Annotated in this window: 13 protein-coding genes, 7 pseudogenes and 1 riboswitch; of the genes and pseudogenes, 17 read left to right on the top strand and 3 right to left on the bottom strand. The window is 39.3% G+C overall.

Annotation, left to right across the window (positions count from 1 at the left end; translation table 11 throughout):
• Nucleotides 1–201: 201 nt before the first annotated feature.
• Nucleotides 202–1,389, bottom strand: a pseudogene (locus HT736_RS04015) (potassium transporter TrkG); the annotation flags it as partial.
• Nucleotides 1,390–1,392: 3 nt separating this feature from the next.
• Complete coding sequence (gene trkA, locus HT736_RS04010; protein WP_172930778.1) at nt 1,393–2,742, bottom strand: Trk system potassium transporter TrkA; 1,350 nt, start codon at nt 2,740–2,742, stop codon at nt 1,393–1,395.
• A 188-nt stretch (nt 2,743–2,930) separates the two neighbouring features.
• Here trkA and HT736_RS04005 point away from each other — a divergent pair, with 188 nt between their 5' ends.
• The 17 genes and pseudogenes from HT736_RS04005 to HT736_RS03925 all read left to right on the top strand — a co-directional run bounded on the left by HT736_RS04005 (nt 2,931) and on the right by HT736_RS03925 (nt 17,982).
• Nucleotides 2,931–3,779, top strand: a complete 849-nt coding sequence (locus tag HT736_RS04005; protein ID WP_172930777.1) for an S-adenosyl-l-methionine hydroxide adenosyltransferase family protein — start codon at nt 2,931–2,933, stop codon at nt 3,777–3,779.
• 15 nt (nt 3,780–3,794) lie between these two features.
• Nucleotides 3,795–4,340 (top strand): ECF-type riboflavin transporter substrate-binding protein, encoded by a 546-nt coding sequence (locus HT736_RS04000; RefSeq protein WP_172930776.1) that lies wholly within the window; start codon nt 3,795–3,797, stop codon nt 4,338–4,340.
• A 168-nt stretch (nt 4,341–4,508) separates the two neighbouring features.
• On the top strand, nt 4,509–6,191 hold the full coding sequence (locus HT736_RS03995; protein WP_172930775.1) for an ABC transporter ATP-binding protein: 1,683 nt from the start codon (nt 4,509–4,511) through the stop codon (nt 6,189–6,191).
• Nucleotides 6,176–7,006, top strand: coding sequence for an energy-coupling factor transporter transmembrane component T (locus HT736_RS03990; RefSeq protein WP_054392891.1), 831 nt, complete (start codon nt 6,176–6,178; stop codon nt 7,004–7,006). Before HT736_RS03995 ends, HT736_RS03990 begins: the two co-directional genes overlap by 16 nt.
• 192 nt (nt 7,007–7,198) lie before the next feature.
• Nucleotides 7,199–7,702, top strand: coding sequence for a tRNA (cytidine(34)-2'-O)-methyltransferase (locus tag HT736_RS03985; protein WP_000181376.1), 504 nt, complete (start codon nt 7,199–7,201; stop codon nt 7,700–7,702).
• A gap of 53 nt (nt 7,703–7,755) precedes the next feature.
• Nucleotides 7,756–7,974, top strand: a riboswitch (FMN riboswitch).
• A gap of 163 nt (nt 7,975–8,137) precedes the next feature.
• Nucleotides 8,138–8,701 (top strand): ECF transporter S component, encoded by a 564-nt coding sequence (locus HT736_RS03980; protein ID WP_054392890.1) that lies wholly within the window; start codon nt 8,138–8,140, stop codon nt 8,699–8,701.
• Nucleotides 8,691–9,341, top strand: coding sequence for a phosphatase PAP2 family protein (locus HT736_RS03975; protein ID WP_138707600.1), 651 nt, complete (start codon nt 8,691–8,693; stop codon nt 9,339–9,341). The genes HT736_RS03980 and HT736_RS03975 overlap by 11 nt, the downstream gene beginning before the upstream one ends.
• A gap of 111 nt (nt 9,342–9,452) precedes the next feature.
• Nucleotides 9,453–10,325, top strand: coding sequence for a helix-turn-helix domain-containing protein (locus HT736_RS03970; protein WP_172930774.1), 873 nt, complete (start codon nt 9,453–9,455; stop codon nt 10,323–10,325).
• Between the two features lie 199 nt (nt 10,326–10,524).
• Entirely contained in the window at nt 10,525–11,745 is a 1,221-nt protein-coding gene (locus tag HT736_RS03965; RefSeq protein WP_172930773.1) for an MFS transporter, read from the top strand.
• Nucleotides 11,746–11,771: 26 nt separating this feature from the next.
• Nucleotides 11,772–11,900, top strand: a pseudogene (locus HT736_RS03960) (phosphatase PAP2 family protein); the annotation flags it as partial.
• 556 nt (nt 11,901–12,456) lie between these two features.
• Nucleotides 12,457–13,653, top strand: a complete 1,197-nt coding sequence (locus HT736_RS03955; RefSeq protein WP_100127924.1) for an MFS transporter — start codon at nt 12,457–12,459, stop codon at nt 13,651–13,653.
• Between the two features lie 140 nt (nt 13,654–13,793).
• Nucleotides 13,794–14,477 (top strand): annotated as a pseudogene (locus HT736_RS03950) (transposase); the annotation flags it as partial.
• A gap of 102 nt (nt 14,478–14,579) precedes the next feature.
• Nucleotides 14,580–14,687, top strand: a pseudogene (locus tag HT736_RS03945) (IS5/IS1182 family transposase); the annotation flags it as partial.
• A 9-nt stretch (nt 14,688–14,696) separates the two neighbouring features.
• Nucleotides 14,697–14,819, top strand: a pseudogene (locus HT736_RS03940) (chromosome partitioning protein ParB); the annotation flags it as partial.
• A 4-nt stretch (nt 14,820–14,823) separates the two neighbouring features.
• Nucleotides 14,824–15,273 (top strand): annotated as a pseudogene (locus tag HT736_RS03935) (GNAT family N-acetyltransferase).
• Between the two features lie 127 nt (nt 15,274–15,400).
• Nucleotides 15,401–15,985 (top strand): DNA-directed RNA polymerase subunit delta, encoded by a 585-nt coding sequence (rpoE, locus tag HT736_RS03930; protein ID WP_000418403.1) that lies wholly within the window; start codon nt 15,401–15,403, stop codon nt 15,983–15,985.
• A 389-nt stretch (nt 15,986–16,374) separates the two neighbouring features.
• Nucleotides 16,375–17,982, top strand: coding sequence for a CTP synthase (locus HT736_RS03925; RefSeq protein ID WP_000105243.1), 1,608 nt, complete (start codon nt 16,375–16,377; stop codon nt 17,980–17,982).
• Nucleotides 17,983–18,540: 558 nt separating this feature from the next.
• On the opposite strand, the pseudogene HT736_RS03920 reads toward HT736_RS03925, so the two are convergent.
• Nucleotides 18,541–18,632, bottom strand: a pseudogene (locus HT736_RS03920) (Na/Pi cotransporter family protein); the annotation flags it as partial.

The raw sequence follows: 18,632 nt of genomic DNA, 5'->3' as shown, positions 1-18,632 counted from the left end.
TTAAGTGATAAAGTCGGGCAGATAGATCTGACGCAGTTTGAAGAGATTTTCATTGAGGATAAGTCAGGTACTGAAATGTCTGATCGGGATTTAAAGATATAATAAAATGAAATAAGAATAGGACAAATCAATCGGGACAGTCAAATCGATTTCTAACAATGTTTTAGAAGTCCAGATGTACTATTCTAGTTTCAATCTACCATACTTGAGAATTTTATGCTGGGTATCCTTATCAATCACCGTTTGATTCACATGGAGAGTCAAAACACGGTGGGGAGATAGAATGGACAAAATTTGATTTTTGGCAATTTTTGAAAGGATGAGGCCTCGAATAATCTTGAGTCCACCTGCAGTTGATCCAGCAGAGCCACCGATTGCCATGAGGAAAAGGAGGATAAACTGGGAGAAGAGGGGCCAGTTGGTAATATCTCCATATCCAAAACCAGTTGTTGTAATGATGTTGGAAACCTGGAAGAAGGCCATTTCAAAGCTCTTTGAAAACCCTGGGTAGAGGTAGAGGGTGTTGAGGCTAATCAAGCCTGTAGAAACCAGTACAATGACCAAGTAAGCCCGAAGTTCTTCGTCACCAAAGAAGGCCTTGATGCGACGGAGCATGAGGTAGTAGTAGAGGTTGAAATTTACCCCAAAAACCAGAACTCCGATACTGACCAGATAGGTAATCAGTGAGCTGCCATAGTGGGCAATTCCGTCGTTATAGACGGTAAAGCCTCCAGTTCCCGCTGTCCCCGTAGCAATGACAAAACTATCGTAGAGAGGCATGCCAGCTAGATAATAGATGATGACAAAGAGGGAGAAGAGAGCTAGATAAAGGAGATAGAGAATCTGGGCAGTGTTTTTTAGTTTGGATACAACCTTGCCAAAAACAGGACCTGGAACCTCAGCCTTCATCACCTCTAGGTGGCTATTTTTGGCATTGTCCATAATAGCAAGTGCAAAAACAAGCACTCCCATCCCTCCAATCAAGTGGGTAAAACTTCGCCAGAAGAGGAGGGAACGGCTGAGAACCGAAATGTCGTTCAAAATACTTGCTCCAGTAGTTGTAAACCCAGAACTAATTTCAAAAAAGGCATCAATAACGCTAGGGATTTGCCCAGAAAAGACAAAGGGGAGACCACCAAAGAAGGACCAAAGGATCCAACAGAGGGCCACAATCAAGACTCCCTCCTTGGCATAAATCCGTTGATTTTTTGGCTTCTGTAAACTCCCTGAACCGCCTAACAATACGAGAATCCCTATGGTCGAAAAGAGGGCTGTAAAGACTTGGCTCGATTCACGGTAATAGACAGCAATCGCAACAGGAACCAAAAGGAGAACAGCTTCAATCAAAAGTAATTTTGAAAGGAGGTAGCGAATCATACTTTTATTCATTTCTTACCTCGCAATCAAGTCATAAATCTTAGTGATATTCGGCAACAAGGTTGTTACTAGGAGCTTGTCTCCAACTTCCAACATATCCTCCCCAGTTGGGAAAATCGTTTTGCCCTTTCGAATGATAGCTGCAATAAGAACCCCTTTTTTCAATTTCAGTTGAGAAAGAGGTTTGGCAGTCATTTTATTGGCTTCCTTGATATGGAATTGCAGGGTTTCGATTTGGCCATTGGCTAGATGGTGCATGGCTTGAAGGTCTGAATACTGGGCATTAACTCGACCACGAATAAAGTGCATAATCGTATCTACAGCGATGCTTTTAGGTGTGATGATACTTGAAAAATCAGGCGCATTGATAATCTCGAGGAGACTGGTCCGATTGACCTTGGTAATATTTTTCTGTACACCTACCCTGTCAAGGAACATCGAAGTAATCAGATTTTCCTCATCGACTCCTGTTAGAGTCGCAACGGCATCATAGTGTTGAGCACTTTCTTCTAGCAGGATATCTTTTGCAGTACCATCTCCTTGGACGATATGAAGATTTGGAAATTTCTCGCTAAAGAAGCTGGCGATTTCGGGATTGATTTCAATGACCTTGGTATCGATACGACTGTCTTTGAGAATACCAAGTAGATAATAGGCAATTCTACCTGCGCCGACGATGAGAAGGCTCTTCACGGAACGAGACTTGAAATAATTATGGAAGAGCATCATATCAACACGGTTACCAGTGACAAAGATTCTATCTTTATCCTGTATGGTCATGTCACCACTTGGGATGATAATTTGATGATCTCTTTCTATCGCACAGACAATGACATTGCCAAATTTTTTCCGAAAATCAGAAATGGGCATTTGGCAAAGACCACTGGTGGATTTGACGATAAATTCCATGAGGCTAACGCGTCCACCAGCAAAGCGTTCGACAGATAGGGCGTTGGGGAAGTCAATGATATTAGCGATAGCGCGGGCAGCCAAGAGCTCAGGGTTAACGATAAGAGAAAAACCGAGAATATTCTTCTCTTTGAAATAAGAGTTAGAGTATTCAGGATTCCGCACCCGAACGATAGTCTCTTTAGCCCCCATTTTCTTGGCTAGAACGGCTGCAATCATGTTTACTTCATCGTACTCAGTCAGGGCGATAAAGATATCACAATCTTGGACACTGGCTTGCTCAAGGATGGTAAAATCAGCCCCGTTACCAAGGATACCTATGATATCAAAGCGATTGACAATATGATTGAGGACAGCTTCGTCTTGCTCAATCAGCAAAACATCGTGCTTTTCTGCAACCAAGGAGCGACAGAGGGCAAAACCAACTTTTCCCCCTCCGACAAGGATAATTTTCATAATAAAACCTACTTCTTCATTATGTAACTATCATACCTTTTTTCAAGAAAAAATGCACCTACTAGCTAATAACTAGGGTTTTTAGTAGGAAATTTGCTATAAGGTAAAACTATACCCTAAGCAATTAAAATAGCTATTAGCGACTTTCTCTGAAATATGGTATGATGAAGGATATACAAGGAGATAAAATGAATAATAATTTACTAGTATTACAATCAGACTTTGGTCTGGTTGATGGTGCGGTATCGGCTATGATTGGAGTGGCTTTAGAAGAATCTCCAACCTTAAAAATTCATCACTTGACGCACGATATCACGCCTTATAATATTTTTGAGGGGAGCTATCGTCTCTTTCAGACGGTGGATTACTGGCCTGAGGGAACGACTTTTGTATCGGTTGTCGATCCAGGTGTCGGCTCAAAACGTAAGAGTGTAGTTGCCAAGACTGCAAACAATCAATACATTGTCACGCCAGACAATGGAACTCTTTCCTTTATCAAGAAACACGTTGGCATTGTAGCCATTCGTGAAATTTCTGAGGTAGCTAATAGGCGTCAAAACACAGAGCATTCTTATACCTTCCACGGTCGTGATGTCTATGCCTATACTGGTGCTAAACTGGCCAGCGCTCACATTACTTTTGAGGAAGTGGGACCAGAGCTCAGTGTGGATCAGATTGTGGAGCTTCCGGTCGTAGAGACTATCATAGAAGATCATCTGGTGAAGGGAGCCATTGATATTCTGGATGTGCGTTTTGGTTCGCTTTGGACCTCTATCACGCGAGAAGAATTTTACAAGCTGGAACCAGCATTCGGTGACCGTTTTGAGGTGACTATCTATCATGCAGATATGCTGGTCTATCAAAATCAGGTTGTCTATGGCAAATCATTTGCAGATGTGAGAATTGGGCAACCCATCCTTTACATCAACTCTCTCTATCGTTTAGGTCTGGCTATCAACCAAGGTTCCTTTGCCAAGGCCTATAATGTGGGTGTCGGTTCATCTTGGACCATTGAAATAAAGAAAATAGAATCATAAAATAGGAGAATATAGATGAAAAATCAATCAATTAAACAAGTTGTTGCTATCGGTGTTGGAGCTGCGCTCTTTGTTGTTATCGGGATGATCAGCATTCCGACCCCTGTTCCAAATACAAGCATCCAGCTTCAGTATGCGGTACAGAGTCTCTTGTCTATCATTTTTGGTCCTCTAGTGGGGCTACTTGTTGGTTTAATTGGGCATGCAGTGAAGGACTCTATTGCTGGCTACGGTCTGTGGTGGACATGGATTATCGCTAGCGGACTCTTTGGTTTAGTTGTGGGACTTTTTAGAAAGTACGTTCGCGTGATCAATGGTGTCTTTGACTGGAAAGATATTCTTATTTTTAACCTCATTCAACTACTTGCAAATGCCCTTGTTTGGGGTGTCTTGGCACCACTTGGAGATGTTGTGATTTATCAAGAAGCTGCAGAAAAAGTATTTGCCCAAGGGATTGTTGCGGGAATTGCTAATGGTGTATCTGTAGCTATTGCAGGAACTCTTCTCTTGCTTGCCTATGCAGGAACTCAAACTCGTGCAGGAAGTTTGAAAAAGGACTAAAATGATGGGGAAGGCTGGGCAACCAGTCTTTTTCGATGTTTATAGATTAGTTAGGCAAGTAAGCTAGGATAGGAATCTTGTGGGAGCTAAGATTTTAAGAGAAGAGACTGCAAGAAGGGGTAGATTTATGATAAAATAGAAGTCTAAGAAGCGAATGAAGAGAGTAAGATGAAAGAAGCTATAATTGAGTGGAAGGATTTCTCTTTCCGGTATGAAACACAACAAGAACCGACCTTGCAAGGGATAGACTTGACTATTTATAAGGGAGAGAAAGTTTTAATTGTTGGGCCATCTGGGTCAGGTAAGTCTACCTTGGGTCAATGTTTGAATGGGATTATTCCCAATATTTACAAGGGTCAGACGTCTGGAGAATTTTTGATCAAGGGGCAAGTGGCCTTTGATATGAGCATCTACGATAAATCTCATCTGGTCAGTACAGTTTTGCAGGATACAGATGGGCAGTTTATCGGCCTGTCTGTGGCAGAGGACTTGGCTTTTGCTCTGGAGAATGATGTGACAGCCCTAGATGAGATGAAAAGCCGTGTTCATAAATGGGCTGAAAAGCTGGATCTTCTCCCTTTACTGCCGCAGCGTCCCCAGGATTTGTCAGGTGGACAAAAGCAGCGGGTCAGTCTGGCTGGTGTCTTGATTGATGAGAGTCCGATTCTCTTGTTTGATGAGCCACTCGCCAATCTTGATCCCAAGTCAGGTCAGGATATTATCGAATTGATTGATCAGATTCATAAGGAGGAGGGGACGACGACCCTTATTATCGAGCACCGTTTGGAGGATGTTCTGCATCGCCCTGTCGATCGGATTGTCTTGATAAACGATGGCCGTATCCTCTTTAATGGGAGCCCTGACCAGTTACTGGCGACTGATTTATTGACTCAAAATGGAATTCGCGAACCCCTTTATCTAACGACTCTCCGTCAATTAGGTGTGGACTTAGTCAAGGAAGAACAATTAGCAAATCTAGATAACTTGTCTATCTCAAAAGGTCAGGTTCAGTTGCAGAATGAACTGGTAAAAGAAAACCCAGAATTGCAGTCACTCTTTAGACTAAAGGACGTGTCGTTTTCTTATGATGATAGACCGATTTTAAAATTCATTCATTTAGATATTAAAAAGGGTGAAAAAATTGCCATTGTCGGAAAAAATGGAGCAGGGAAGTCAACTCTAGCCAAGGCCTTAAGTAGATTTATCCAGACAGAAGGTTCTTACCTTTGGGAAGGCCAGGATATCAAAGGAGATTCTGTTGCAGAGCGGGCGGAACGAGTAGGCTATGTGCTGCAAAATCCTAATCAAATGATTTCAACCAATATGATTTTTGATGAGGTGGCTCTGGGACTTCGTTTGCGAGGTGTGGACGAGCAGGAAATTAAAACGAGAGTCTATGAAACCTTGAAAATCTGTGGTCTTTATGAATTCCGTAATTGGCCCATTTCTGCCCTGTCATTTGGTCAGAAAAAACGTGTCACTATTGCTTCGATTTTGGTCTTGGGGGCTGAAATTATCCTCTTAGATGAACCAACTGCAGGTCAAGACCAGAAGAACTATACTGAGATTATGGAATTTCTCGAAGAGTTGCATCAAAAAGGGCATACCATTGTCATGATTACGCATGATATGCAATTGATGCTGGATTATTCAGACCGAGCCCTTGTCATGGTGGACGGGGAATTGATTGCTGATACTGATCCAGCTAGTCTGTTGAGCAATCCTGAGCTGTTAGTAAAAGCCAACCTAAAAGAAACTTCAATCTTTAACTTGGCCAAAAAACTAGACGTGGATCCACTTGCTTTAACGGCATTTTACAAAGAAAGGAGAGAAGGATGCAAGCTAAATTAATTGGTTACCAGCATAGAGATACTGTGATTCATCGCTTGTCAGGAGCTGGTAAACTTCTCTTTTTCATCCTCGTGTCATTGGCGGCCATGATTAGCTATGATACCAGACTGCTTGTTCTGATTGCCATCTTTTCGGTCTTTCTCCTCTATTTGTCAGAAATCCGTTTTAAAGATGTTTCCTTTGTGGCCGTTTTTGCGACGGTATTTGCCGTTTTAAACGTTTTGATGGTCTATCTCTTTTCTCCTGAGTATGGGGTTGGACTTTACGGAGAGAGAAGTGTGATTTGGCAGGGAATCGGTGCCTACACTCTGACCAGCCAGGAGCTCTTTTATCTGCTAAATCTGGCCATTAAGTACCTTTGTACCATTCCTCTGGCTATTATCTTTTTGATGACAACCCATCCTAGTCAGTTTGCTTCTAGTTTAAATCAAATTGGTGTGCCTTACAAGATTGCCTATTCAGTCAGCCTGACTTTGCGCTATATTCCAGATTTGCAGGAAGAATTCTTTACTATCAAGATGTCTCAGGAAGCGCGTGGGATGGAATTATCCAAGAAAGCTTCTCTTATGCAACGAATCAAAGGCAATCTGCGCATTATCACTCCCTTGATTTTTAGCTCGCTAGAACGCATTGATACCATTGCGACCGCCATGGAGCTTCGGCGCTTTGGGAAAGAGAAAAAACGCACTTGGTATAGTTATCAAGCCTTGAGAAAAGGAGACTATCTTACCTTGCTCTTTGCAGCCTTGTTTTTAGTAACTAGTTTACTACTTATCTTGCAGAATCAGGGACGATTTTACAACCCTTGGAAATAGCTTGAAAAAATTGAAAAAATCAAGTCGTTTCTATTGACAATGATTCTGAAAGTGTTATACTAAGAAAGTAGTTTCGCTGATTTACTTCAAACCTGTTGTGAGGTAAGTTAACGATGCCTTAACCACGCTGTTTGCTGAGCTTGACTCCGGGCAGTGTGGCTATTTTTTTGCAATGGTGAAAGGAAGCAAGTCATGACAAATCACATTGTATTATTTGAACCACAAATTCCACAAAATACAGGCAATATCGCGCGTACTTGTGCTGCGACCAATTCTCCCCTCCACATCATCAAGCCAATGGGCTTTCCTATTGACGACCGCAAGATGAAGCGAGCTGGATTGGATTATTGGGATAAACTAGAGATTTATTTTTACGAGAGTTTGGAGGATTTCATGTCTCATATGAAGGGCAAACTCTATCTGATCTCAAAATTTGCTGAGAAAGTGTATTCTGATGTGGATTTATCGACTGACGAGGACCATTATTTTCTCTTTGGACGTGAAGACAAGGGCTTGCCTGAGGACTTTATGCGAGAACATCCTGAGAAGGCTCTCCGTATTCCCATGAATGATGAACATGTCCGCAGTCTCAATGTGTCTAATACCGTCTGCATGATTGTCTACGAAGCCCTCCGCCAGCAGCACTTTGCAGGTCTTGAGCTCGTTCATACCTATGAAGCAGATAAATTGAAATAAAAAATGAAAATGAACAAAATGCTTGCGCTTGCAAGCGTTTTTTGTTATGATAAAAGAGTCTTCAGGGCAGGGTGTGATTCCCGACCGGCGGTAAATTTGACTAGCTATTTTAGCTTTCTCGTCGTTGTCTTGTCTCGATATACTTTAAGTATTATCTTCGACTGCGACGCCTAGATAAATCTAAAATATCTTAGCCAAATAAGTCCGCGAGCGCAAGCTGATGTGGTGAGATTCCACAACCGACAGTATAGTCTGGATGGGAGAAGACGAAAGAATAGCTTTGTCTGTTCTGATAGATTTATAGCTAAACTGTAACCGCTTGCTTGAATTTCCTTAATAGAGTGAGAGGGAACTTTTGGGATATAAAAAGTGAGAATAGATAGAGGAATCCTTTCTAACTTCTTCTGATTTTATAGAAAATTGGAGGAACCTGTTATGACAAACACACGTCGACTTTCGACCATTGCGATCTTATCAGCCATCTCATTTGTGCTGATGTACTTTGACTTTCCGCTCTTTCCAGCGGCATCCTTCCTCAAGATCGAATTTAGTATCTTGCCAGTCCTTGTGGGTCTGGTGGTCATGGATTTGCCTGCTGCTCTAGGAGTGCTCTTGCTTCGCTCACTCTTGAAATTGCTTCTTAACAGCCAAGGAGTGAATACTTACATTGGTTTGCCGATGAATATCGTAGCTTTGGGAGTTTTTGTCATCGTATTTGCTTTGATTTGGAAAAAGGAACGGACAACCCTTCGTTTCCTACTAGGCTCTCTAGCTGGAACTATTGGTTTAACCTTTGCCATGTTGGTTCTCAACTATGTTTATGCTGTTCCTTTGTACGCTAAGTTTGCTAACTTTGATATTGGAAAAATTTTGGGACTTTCCAACTACCTAATGACCATGGTATTACCTTTTAACTTGATTGAGGGTGTAATCTTTTCCGTTTCATTCTGGTTGTTGTACGTTCTTTTGAAACCAACCTTAAAACACTATGAAAGATAAACAAACATTTTTAATGAAGGGCAGTTTTGCCCTTTTACTTTTCGTTATTCTTGGCTATATGGTCAAATTTTACCCTGAAACGCTGGTCGGTTTTGACCAATCGCTTCAGACTGCCATTCGAGGAGACTTACCAGATGACTTGACTATTCTTTTTCGATCCCTCACACGTCTGATTGATATCCCAGTGATTATCACTTGGGTTGTCATTACAGCTTTTGTCTTTTATCGTAAGCGATGGAAGATAGAAAGTTTCTTCATGCTGGGAAATCTGGCTTTGGCAGGTCTTTTAATCGTGACCTTTAAAAATATCTACCAGCGCCCACGACCAGCTATTTTACACTTGGTTGAGGAGAAGGGATTTTCCTTCCCAAGTGGCCATTCTCTGGCTGTAACTTTGATGGTAGGTGCTCTGATTGTCATTCTCAGTCAACGAATTAAAAATCCAGTCTGGAGAAAAATCGTACAAATCGTCCTTGGCCTCTACCTAGTCAGTGTGCTGGTATCACGAGTCTATCTGGGAGTTCACTACCCATCAGATGTTCTTGCCAGTTTCTGTGTGGGTTTGGGAGTCTTGTTTATCGAGTTTCCCTTCTATGACAAGCTCCGCTTCCAATGGCGATTTAAAGGCAAGCAGAAGTGATGGAAAAGATAAAAAATTGTACAAATACAAATAGAACCATATGAAATATATACTTGAAACATGTTTTGGTGTTTGATATATTTTAATAAATAAAGCAAGGAGGAAGAAAGTGTGGGTATGTTATTAGCGACACGCTTAAAAAATAAAAGAAAGGAATTAAAATTATCTCAAAAAGAATTAGCTGAGGGGATTTGTGAGCAAGGGCAGATTAGCCGTATGGAGCAAGGTAAATACTCACCTGGGTCAGAATTACTCTTTCAACTATCTAAGCGATTGAAGGTGAGCATGGATTATTTCTTTGAAGATACTGAGGTTTCTAGTTTAGAAAATATTGATAAGTTTAAAGAATTATCTAAGAAATTTTTGGATGAGAGGGAATATGAATCTCTCCATTACATCTATGAACTGGAAAAATCTAAACGTGCTCGTCTATCTGCTAAAGACCAGATTTATTTGGACTGGATTGATACATTAGTTCAATTCTGTTATTTAAATCATCAAACAGGGGCAGTTGCGAAACTGGAAAAAATACTGTTATCTCTGAAAAAATCTGATTTTTACTATCTACAACTGGGAAATACCTTGGCTAATTTTTATTTTGATATGGGGCAGGAAGACACATATCAGGAACTCTATCAACTTTTAAAAGAGAACCTCCAGTCACTATCTGTTCATCATTTGGAACAGTTAGAATTGATGATTAAATTCCGATATAACTATTGTAGATATTTGTGGTTGAATGAACGAACATCTGAAGCTATAGCAGAAATTACAGAAACGATAGCTATTTGTAAAAGATATAATAGTAGTTATCGATTAGCAGATTTGTATTGTTTATTGGGAAATATAAGCGAGAGCTTTGCTGAAAGGGATAGGATACTAGGTTTTTATCAAGTATCTTATCAGCTTTACAAGCACGAAGAGAACCAGAGAATGATGCTAGAAATTGAGAAGGAAATGAAATTATTGGAAAGTGAAGATTAAGAAAAAGATTTGTATTTTTAGATAACTTAAATTCATATTTCAAAAAAAATAAAAAAACACCATAAAAATTATTGACAAACCAAAATTGATGTGTTAGAATATCATCAATAGTTTTTGATTTTGGTATTGGAACTTTGGGGATATATTGGGCGTTGTTAGGATTTCAATTTCCTTTTGAGTTGAAGAAGGAGGCAATCCAATGAATACTTTTCTGACCAATAAAAGTTACCGGATGTTGCTGATTAATCAATGGGTTTCGTCATTTGGTGATACGCTGTTTTATATTTCCTTTATTTCTTATGTATCGGGATATAAATTTGCTTCATTAGCTGTTCTTTGTATAACAGTTTCGGAGACTTTGCCGCAGATTTCTCAGTTGTTCACAGGCGTTATTGCCGATTTTCAAAAAAATCGTGTTGCAAAATATATTGCTATATTGGCAAGTAAGTTTCTGCTTTATACTCTATTGACACTGTTTGTAACGGATAAGAACTTTTCTATGGGGATGGTTTTTCTTATTTGTGGCATCAATCTTTTATCAGATACCATGAGTTATTTTGCAGGTGCTATGATTTCTCCTTTGTATGTGAGGATTATAGGAGATGATATGACAGATGCTATGGGGTTTAGACAGGCAACTGCTGGTGTAGTTAATATTCTTAGCAACCTTACAGGTGGAGTTTTGATTGGGGTCATCAGTCTTCAGATGTTTGTGGGTTTGAATGCTTTGACCTTTCTTTTTGCACTGTTGGGTGTGGTGTTTATTCGTACTTCTTTGAGAGATATTGAGGGACAGATGGAGGTTAGTAAAAGATTAACCGCAAAATCTTTTGGAGAGCATTTCCTCTATTCTATGAAGATATTGTCAAGTTTTCCAACCATCATCAAATTAATATTCATTGCAGCTATGAACCAAGTGATTTTAAGCATTATTACCCCTTTAACGACTTTGATGTTGATTCATCATCCATTTATCTTCTTTGACACTGGGAAATCCATTGCAGCATTGTCAGTGGTTATTTTTTCAGGAACGATTGTGGGAAGTTTTTTGAGTGGAGGTATCCTAAAAAATATTCCCATAAAAATGATTGTCTACTTTGAAGAAATTATGCATCTCTGTATTCTCTTTTCTTGGTTGATCAATCATTTCCTCCTTTTATTGGTAGTTGTCTTCTTATGCGCAGTTGCAGTAGGAATGATGGGGCCTCGGATTTTCAACCTTGTATTCTCGATGGTTCCAGAAGAAGTCATGGGAACCATCCAGTCAGTGCTTGGAGTATTCAATGTTGTTGTACCAGGAATTCTTAGCATGCTCATCGTTGCCTTAGCGAGTGCTACAAACCTAAAAATCACAGTGCTTCCACTTTTTATTTTTGTATTGACTGCCTTAGCAATTGTGAAAGCAATGAAAATAGAGTAATAGTAGTATGAACTACTGTCTCTTTTTGGGTGGGAGTTCATTACCCATCAGACGTTCTTGCCAGTCTCTGTCTGGGTTTGGGAGTCTTGTTTATCGAGTTTCCCTTTTATGACAAGCTCCGCTTCCAATGGCGATTTAAAGGCAAACAGAAGTGAGTATCGAATTCCCTTGAGGAGAAAGAAATGAAAGTCAATATAGCATATCTTCATCCGACTCAACTATACTTATTAGAAAAATGGACCATTCTGTATTATCCCATTACGCTGATTTAAGTTGGAGGAGCTCTTCCCATGCAACCTTAGAGCTTATAAAGAGTCCGATCAATACCGTCCAGCTAGAAATTAGGAGGAATCAGCAAGTGATTCCCCTGTCCCTCATAGAGTGATTATAAAACCATACGATAAATGTACCTCCTTAATTAATAAAATCAGACTTTACATGTTTAGAGAGATCACTGTTCCCAAGAGATACCATAATTCCTACCGTAAGCAATATTATATTTCTATCTATTTTAGTCACCACCTAAAACTATGATTTTGCAAGAAAGGTTATGGAATTCTCAAGCAATATGGCTAAAATTAGATAGATATACAAAAGGAAAGGTAGAAGCTTTCATATGTATGGTATATCAACACGAGAGCATAGTAATTGCGTAAAATATATTTTTTTGCTATACTAATCAATATTTATTTGCAAAAGGAATGAGTTAAGATAAGCAATAATAATTTTAAATACTTACTTTGCAATCAAATTTTTAACTTGATTGCAAATATTTTTTTCAGTGTAACAATCATCTCAAAGGTTTATTCACAAAGTAATTCTATCAGTGAATCAACATTTGTTTTGATAATAGGAACTATTTCAGCAGTTATAGGAGGTTTGATTGGACCTATTTTTTTAGACAAAATTTCACATAAAAATGTATTGTCGTTTACTAATCTGATTGGTGGGCTAGTTACTCTGTCTTATACCATTATCAGTTCATTTAATGATAGTATTATAATAACCTATTCCACAGTCTTTTTAATAAGCATCACCAATAGTTTTTATACTCCTGCACGTCTAGCTATTGTTCCTAGTATAGTTGATAATGATGCGATAGTAAAAGCAAACGGTCTCACCCTAAGCATTCGTCAATCCGTTCAAACAGCAGGCTGGGCACTTGCAATTCCATTGTCTACGTTACTAGGTTTGCAATATTCATTATATTGTATATCTTTGTGTTTCTTGCTCTCCTCAGTTCTAAGTTTTTATATTCACGTTGAAAAGAATCAACATAAACCAAACTCTTCCAAAAGTTCATATGTATATCAAATTTTTGAAGGTCTCATACCTATAAGGGATAATCCTGTCATCAGGGATATAACTATTATGGATATTATTGAAAATTTTGCAAATGTGATTTGGACATCTTCATACCTCCTAGCATTTACAACCACTATCCTTTTAACAAGTGAAACTTGGTGGGGATACCAGGGTTCAGCATACTTCTTAGGGATTATAGTTGGAGGAGGGGTAATAACAAAATACTCTCATAAACTTCAACATTTTCCAGGAAAATTTTTGTTTATATCATCACTTCTTGTTACACTACTCACACTATTTTACACTGTTAATAGAAGCCCTATCATAACAATTATTATTTCTTTTCTAGTCGGCCCCCCTGCACAAATTAGAAATATAATTCAAGAATCAATTATTCAAGAAAAAGTTGATCCTAGTATATTGGCAAGAGCTTTTGCTGCCAGAAGTGTTTTAATGCAACTAATGTATGCTGTAGCGCTAGTTTCATTTAGTTATCTAGCAGACTTAATTGGAATTTTGCCAGTATACTTTATTTCAGTTATCATTTATTTTGCAATTTCATTTATTCCTGTAATATCGTCAGCATTAAAAAAAACACTGTGAAATTATGTATTTTTATGGAGATATAAGACTTCATATATCGTTTTGAGTAGTTTATGAGTACAAGCTATGATAGTTTCCATCTTACTGCCTCCTATTCCATTAGATTAGACTTCCTGTGAAACAAAAATATGATACAATAAAATTATGAAGCAAGTAAACAACTAACTGATACACGATTTAAGCTCCTTGTTGCTGTTCAGCGCACGACTTTTGAAGAGATGTTAGCCGTATTAAAAATTAAACACGCAAAAGATGGATAAAAACCTAAATTAAGCCTAGAAGACCTTCTGATGGCCACTCTTCAATATGTGCGAGAATACCGCACTTATGAACAAATTGCGGCTGATTTTGGTATCCACGAAAGCAACTTAACCCATCGGAATCAATGGGTTGAAGTAACTCTTGTTCAAAGTGGTTTTACGATTTCAAGAACTCCTCTCAGTTCTGAGGATACGGTAATGATTGATGCGACGGAAGTAAAAATCAATCGCCTTAAAAAACAATTAGCGAATGATTCTGGTAAAAAGAAATGCCACGCTATGAAGGCTCAAGCGATTGTCACAAGTCAAGGGAGAATTGTTTCTTTGGAGATCACTGTGAACTATTGTCATGATATGAAGTTGTTCAAAATGAGTCGCAGAAATATCGGACAAGCTGGTAAAATCTTGGCTGACAGTGGTTATCAAGGGCTCATGAAGATATATCCTCAAGCACAAACTCCACGTAAATCCAGCAAACTCAAGATGCTAATAGCTGAAGATAAAGCCTATAACCATGCGCTATCTAAGGAGAGAATCAAGGTTGAGAGTATTTTTGACAAAGTATAGTAGATTGAAACTAGAATAGTACACCTCTACTTCTAAAACATTGTTAGAAATCGATTTGACTGTCTTGATTGATTTGTCCTGTTCTTATTTCATCTCACTATGAAAACGTTTAAAATATTTTCAACAACCTATCGAAATCATCGTAAACGCTTCGGATTACGAATGAATTTGATTGTTGGTATTATCAATCATGAACTAGGATTCTAGTTTTGCAGGAAGTCTATTTACTCTGTTTTTGATTTAGAAGATCGTATCCTAGCTCAAGATGGGTATGAAGCAAAATGGTATAACTGGTGTGATGGTTTTAATCAAGCAGCAACTCTTTTGTTGAAAAGGTAGTGCATTGTGTCTTGTTCCTTATTATAAGGTCAATCATTGTGAGGAAGCTTTTGCTTGGTATCAGGATGTGAACTTGGTTTACCTCGTAGATGGGGTGAAGCTTCCTTACAGTCAAGCGACCTTGGAAGCCATGTATTTCTATTTGGATCGGCATGGTGAGCCTTTTTGGATTGAAGTCAAGGAGAAGGGAGAATGGTTTCCAATTGGGGATATTACACTATCTCAGGATAATCTCCCCATTGTGATTGGGAATTCCGCTTACCAACATCGAGGACTTGGAAAAAAGATTCTAAGTGCTTTGATTGAATTTGCTTGAGTAAAAGGATGGAAAGAATTGAGAGTTAAGGAAATCTACACCTACAATCATGCTTCTAGGAGGTGTTTCAAGTCGCTTGGATTTGTGGAAAATGGAGCAACAGAAAAAGGAAGGAGTTTTATATTGGAATTAGTCTAATCCTGCCACTTTCTCCCCCTTAACCTTTGACTATTCCGCAAAATTATCGTAAAATAAAGAGTAAATGATAAAATGAGGTCAGAGTCTGTTTGCTCTGGCGATAGTAGTATAAATGAGGAGAAACGCTTTGGAATTAGAAGTATTTGCTGGGCAAGAAAAAAGTGAACTATCTATGATTGAGGTAGCGCGTGCTATCTTGGAACTTCGTGGTCGCGATCATGAGATGCATTTTAGCGATCTTGTAAATGAAATTCAAAACTACCTTGGAACATCAAACAGCGATATCCGCGAAGCTTTGCCTTTGTTCTACACAGAGTTGAACTTTGACGGTAGCTTCATCTCACTTGGGGACAACAAATGGGGTCTTCGTTCATGGTATGGTGTGGACGAAATCGACGAAGAAATCATCGCTCTTGAAGAAAATGACGACGATGAAGTAGCACCAAAAGCTAAGAAAAAACGTGTCAATGCCTTTATGGATGGTGATTCAGATGCCATTGACTACAATGCAGATGATCCAGAAGACGAAGATGCATACGAAGCAGATCCAGCTCTTTCATACGATGATGAAAATCCAGATGATGAAAAAAATGAAGTGGAAGCTTATGATGCAGAAATCAACGAAATCGCTCCAGATGACTTGGGAGAAGATGTGGATCTCAACGAAGACGACGAGTTTTCAGATGATGATGCTGAAATCATCGAGGAATAAAAGTTAGCTATTGACAATTATCCTATTTTTAGGTATCATATTGTTCGGGCACCTCTTTTAGAGGTCGGAGCTCCCTAGTTCTTAGGGAGCTATTTTTGTTTTTACAAGAAGTTATCTTCTTGTATTTTATACTCAATGAAAATCAAAGAGCAAACTAGGAAACTAGCCGTAGGCTGCTCAAAACACTGTTTTGAGGTTGTAGATAAGACTGACAAAGTCAGGAACACATATCTACGGCAAGGCGACGTTGACGCGGTTTGAAGAGATTTTCGAAGAGTATTAGTTGTGAATCTGGTGCAGTCGTCCCAGATTATTCTTATTAGTAGGGTCTTGTTTTCTATGTCCCCACGTAGTTAGCAAGACCTTGAGCACTTTAGAAAGAGGAATCTATGTCTACGAAATATATTTTTGTAACTGGTGGTGTGGTATCGTCTATTGGGAAAGGGATTGTGGCAGCGAGTCTGGGCCGTCTCTTGAAAAATCGTGGTCTTAAAGTAACCATTCAAAAATTTGACCCTTATATCAATATTGATCCAGGAACTATGAGTCCTTACCAGCACGGGGAAGTTTTTGTGACAGATGACGGAGCTGAGACAGATTTGGACTTGGGTCACTATGAACGTTTCATCGATATCAATCTCAACAAATATTCCAACGTGACAACTGGTAAAATTTACAGTGAAGTTCTTCGTAAGGAACGTCGTGGAGAATACCTTGGGGCAACTGTTCAGGTTATTCCTCATATCACAGATGCTTTAAAAGAAAAAATCAAGCGTGCCGCTCTAACGACCGACTCTGATGTCATTATCACAGAGGTTGGTGGAACTGTTGGAGATATCGAGTCCTTGCCATTCCTAGAGGCCCTTCGTCAGATGAAGGCGGATGTGGGTGCGGATAATGTTATGTACATCCATACAACCTTGCTTCCTTACCTCAAGGCCGCTGGTGAAATGAAGACCAAACCAACTCAGCACTCTGTAAAAGAATTGCGTGGATTGGGAATCCAACCAAATATGTTGGTGATTCGTACAGAAGAGCCAGCTGGTCAAGGAATTAAAAATAAACTGGCCCAGTTCTGTGATGTGGCACCAGAAGCCGTTATCGAATCGTTGGATGTCGAACATCTTTACCAAATTCCACTGAACTTGCAGGCACAAGGTATGGACCAAATTGTCTGTGACCATTTGAAATTAGACGCACCAGCAGCGGATATGACAGAATGGTCAGCCATGGTGGACAAGGTCATGAACCTCAAGAAACAAGTTAAGATTTCCCTTGTTGGTAAGTATGTGGAGTTGCAAGATGCCTATATCTCAGTGGTCGAAGCCTTGAAACACTCTGGCTATGTCAATGATGTAGAAGTTAAAATCAATTGGGTCAATGCCAATGATGTGACAGCAGAGAATGTAGCAGAACTCTTGTCTGATGCGGACGGGATCATCGTACCAGGTGGTTTTGGTCAACGTGGTACAGAAGGGAAAATCCAAGCCATCCGCTATGCGCGTGAAAATGATGTTCCAATGTTGGGAGTCTGCTTGGGAATGCAGTTGACATGTATCGAATTTGCTCGTCACGTTTTAGGACTCGAAGGTGCCAATTCTGCAGAGCTTGCACCAGAAACAAAATACCCTATCATTGATATCATGCGTGATCAGATTGATGTTGAGGATATGGGGGGAACCCTTCGCTTGGGGCTTTATCCGTCTAAGTTGAAACGTGGCTCTAAGGCAGCAGCTGCTTATCATAATCAAGAAGTGGTGCAACGCCGTCACCGTCACCGTTATGAGTTTAATAATGCCTTCCGTGAGCAGTTTGAGGCAGCAGGTTTTGTCTTTTCAGGAGTTTCTCCAGACAATCGTTTGGTAGAAATCGTGGAAATTCCTGAAAATAAATTCTTTGTAGCTTGTCAGTATCACCCTGAACTGTCAAGCCGTCCAAACCGACCAGAAGAACTCTACACTGCCTTTGTTACTGCAGCGGTTGAGAACAGCAATTAGCAAAATCAGAACCTTTGAGAAAAATCTCAGAGGTTTTTTGCATACGATGATATTGCAGTATATCTGAGGTAGGAGTCCTCTGTATGTACCTGCTACCGTTGAAATCAATAGCGACTCCCTCTTGCCCTGTGCTAGTGAATGGATTTTTCAGTATATTGAAATGAAATAAAATTTGAACAAATTAATTCGGAAAGCCAAATCAATTTCTAGCAAAGTTTTAGGAACTGGATTGTATAGTGAATTGAAATAAGATGTGAACAACTCTATCAGGAAAGTCAAATTAATTTATAGAAATATTTTAGCAGTCAAGATGTACTGTTATAGATTCAATATACTATACTTTTTTAATTTAATCCACTATAATAAAATGAAATAATAACAGGATAAATCGTTCAGGACAGTCAAATCGATTTCTAACAATGTTTTAGAAATAGAGGTGTACTATTCTAGTTTCAATATACTATATATCTGCAGAATACTCTTTCAGTTTCATTCAGCCTAGTCTTGCTTAGGAAAAAGCAAAAAGCCATCCAATTATGATGGATAGCTTCTTGGTTCTTAGATTTGTTCTGCAAAAACCTTTTCAGCAAGGTTCATAGCGTGGTCTGATACACGAGTGTAGTGTGAGATGATGTCTATAAAGTTGACCC

Source organism: Streptococcus sp. 339, from assembly GCF_013277285.1.
In the GTDB taxonomy this organism is placed as follows: domain Bacteria; phylum Bacillota; class Bacilli; order Lactobacillales; family Streptococcaceae; genus Streptococcus; species Streptococcus pseudopneumoniae.
Note: the sequence above shows the minus strand (reverse complement) of the source record. Positions and strands in the feature narration are given on the sequence as shown.

Bases quoted from the DNA above. Each gene is read 5' to 3' on its own strand.
- HT736_RS03995 (WP_172930775.1), top strand. From the start codon at position 4,509: ATGAAAGAAGCTATAATTGAGTGGAAGGATTTCTCTTTCCGGTATGAA.
- HT736_RS03990 (WP_054392891.1), top strand. From the start codon at position 6,176: ATGCAAGCTAAATTAATTGGTTACCAGCATAGAGATACTGTGATTCAT.
- HT736_RS03925 (WP_000105243.1), top strand. From the start codon at position 16,375: ATGTCTACGAAATATATTTTTGTAACTGGTGGTGTGGTATCGTCTATT.
- HT736_RS03965 (WP_172930773.1), top strand. From the start codon at position 10,525: ATGAATACTTTTCTGACCAATAAAAGTTACCGGATGTTGCTGATTAAT.
- HT736_RS04005 (WP_172930777.1), top strand. From the start codon at position 2,931: ATGAATAATAATTTACTAGTATTACAATCAGACTTTGGTCTGGTTGAT.
- HT736_RS04000 (WP_172930776.1), top strand. From the start codon at position 3,795: ATGAAAAATCAATCAATTAAACAAGTTGTTGCTATCGGTGTTGGAGCT.
- HT736_RS03975 (WP_138707600.1), top strand. From the start codon at position 8,691: ATGAAAGATAAACAAACATTTTTAATGAAGGGCAGTTTTGCCCTTTTA.
- trkA (WP_172930778.1), bottom strand. From the start codon at position 2,742: ATGAAAATTATCCTTGTCGGAGGGGGAAAAGTTGGTTTTGCCCTCTGT.
- HT736_RS03980 (WP_054392890.1), top strand. From the start codon at position 8,138: ATGACAAACACACGTCGACTTTCGACCATTGCGATCTTATCAGCCATC.
- HT736_RS03985 (WP_000181376.1), top strand. From the start codon at position 7,199: ATGACAAATCACATTGTATTATTTGAACCACAAATTCCACAAAATACA.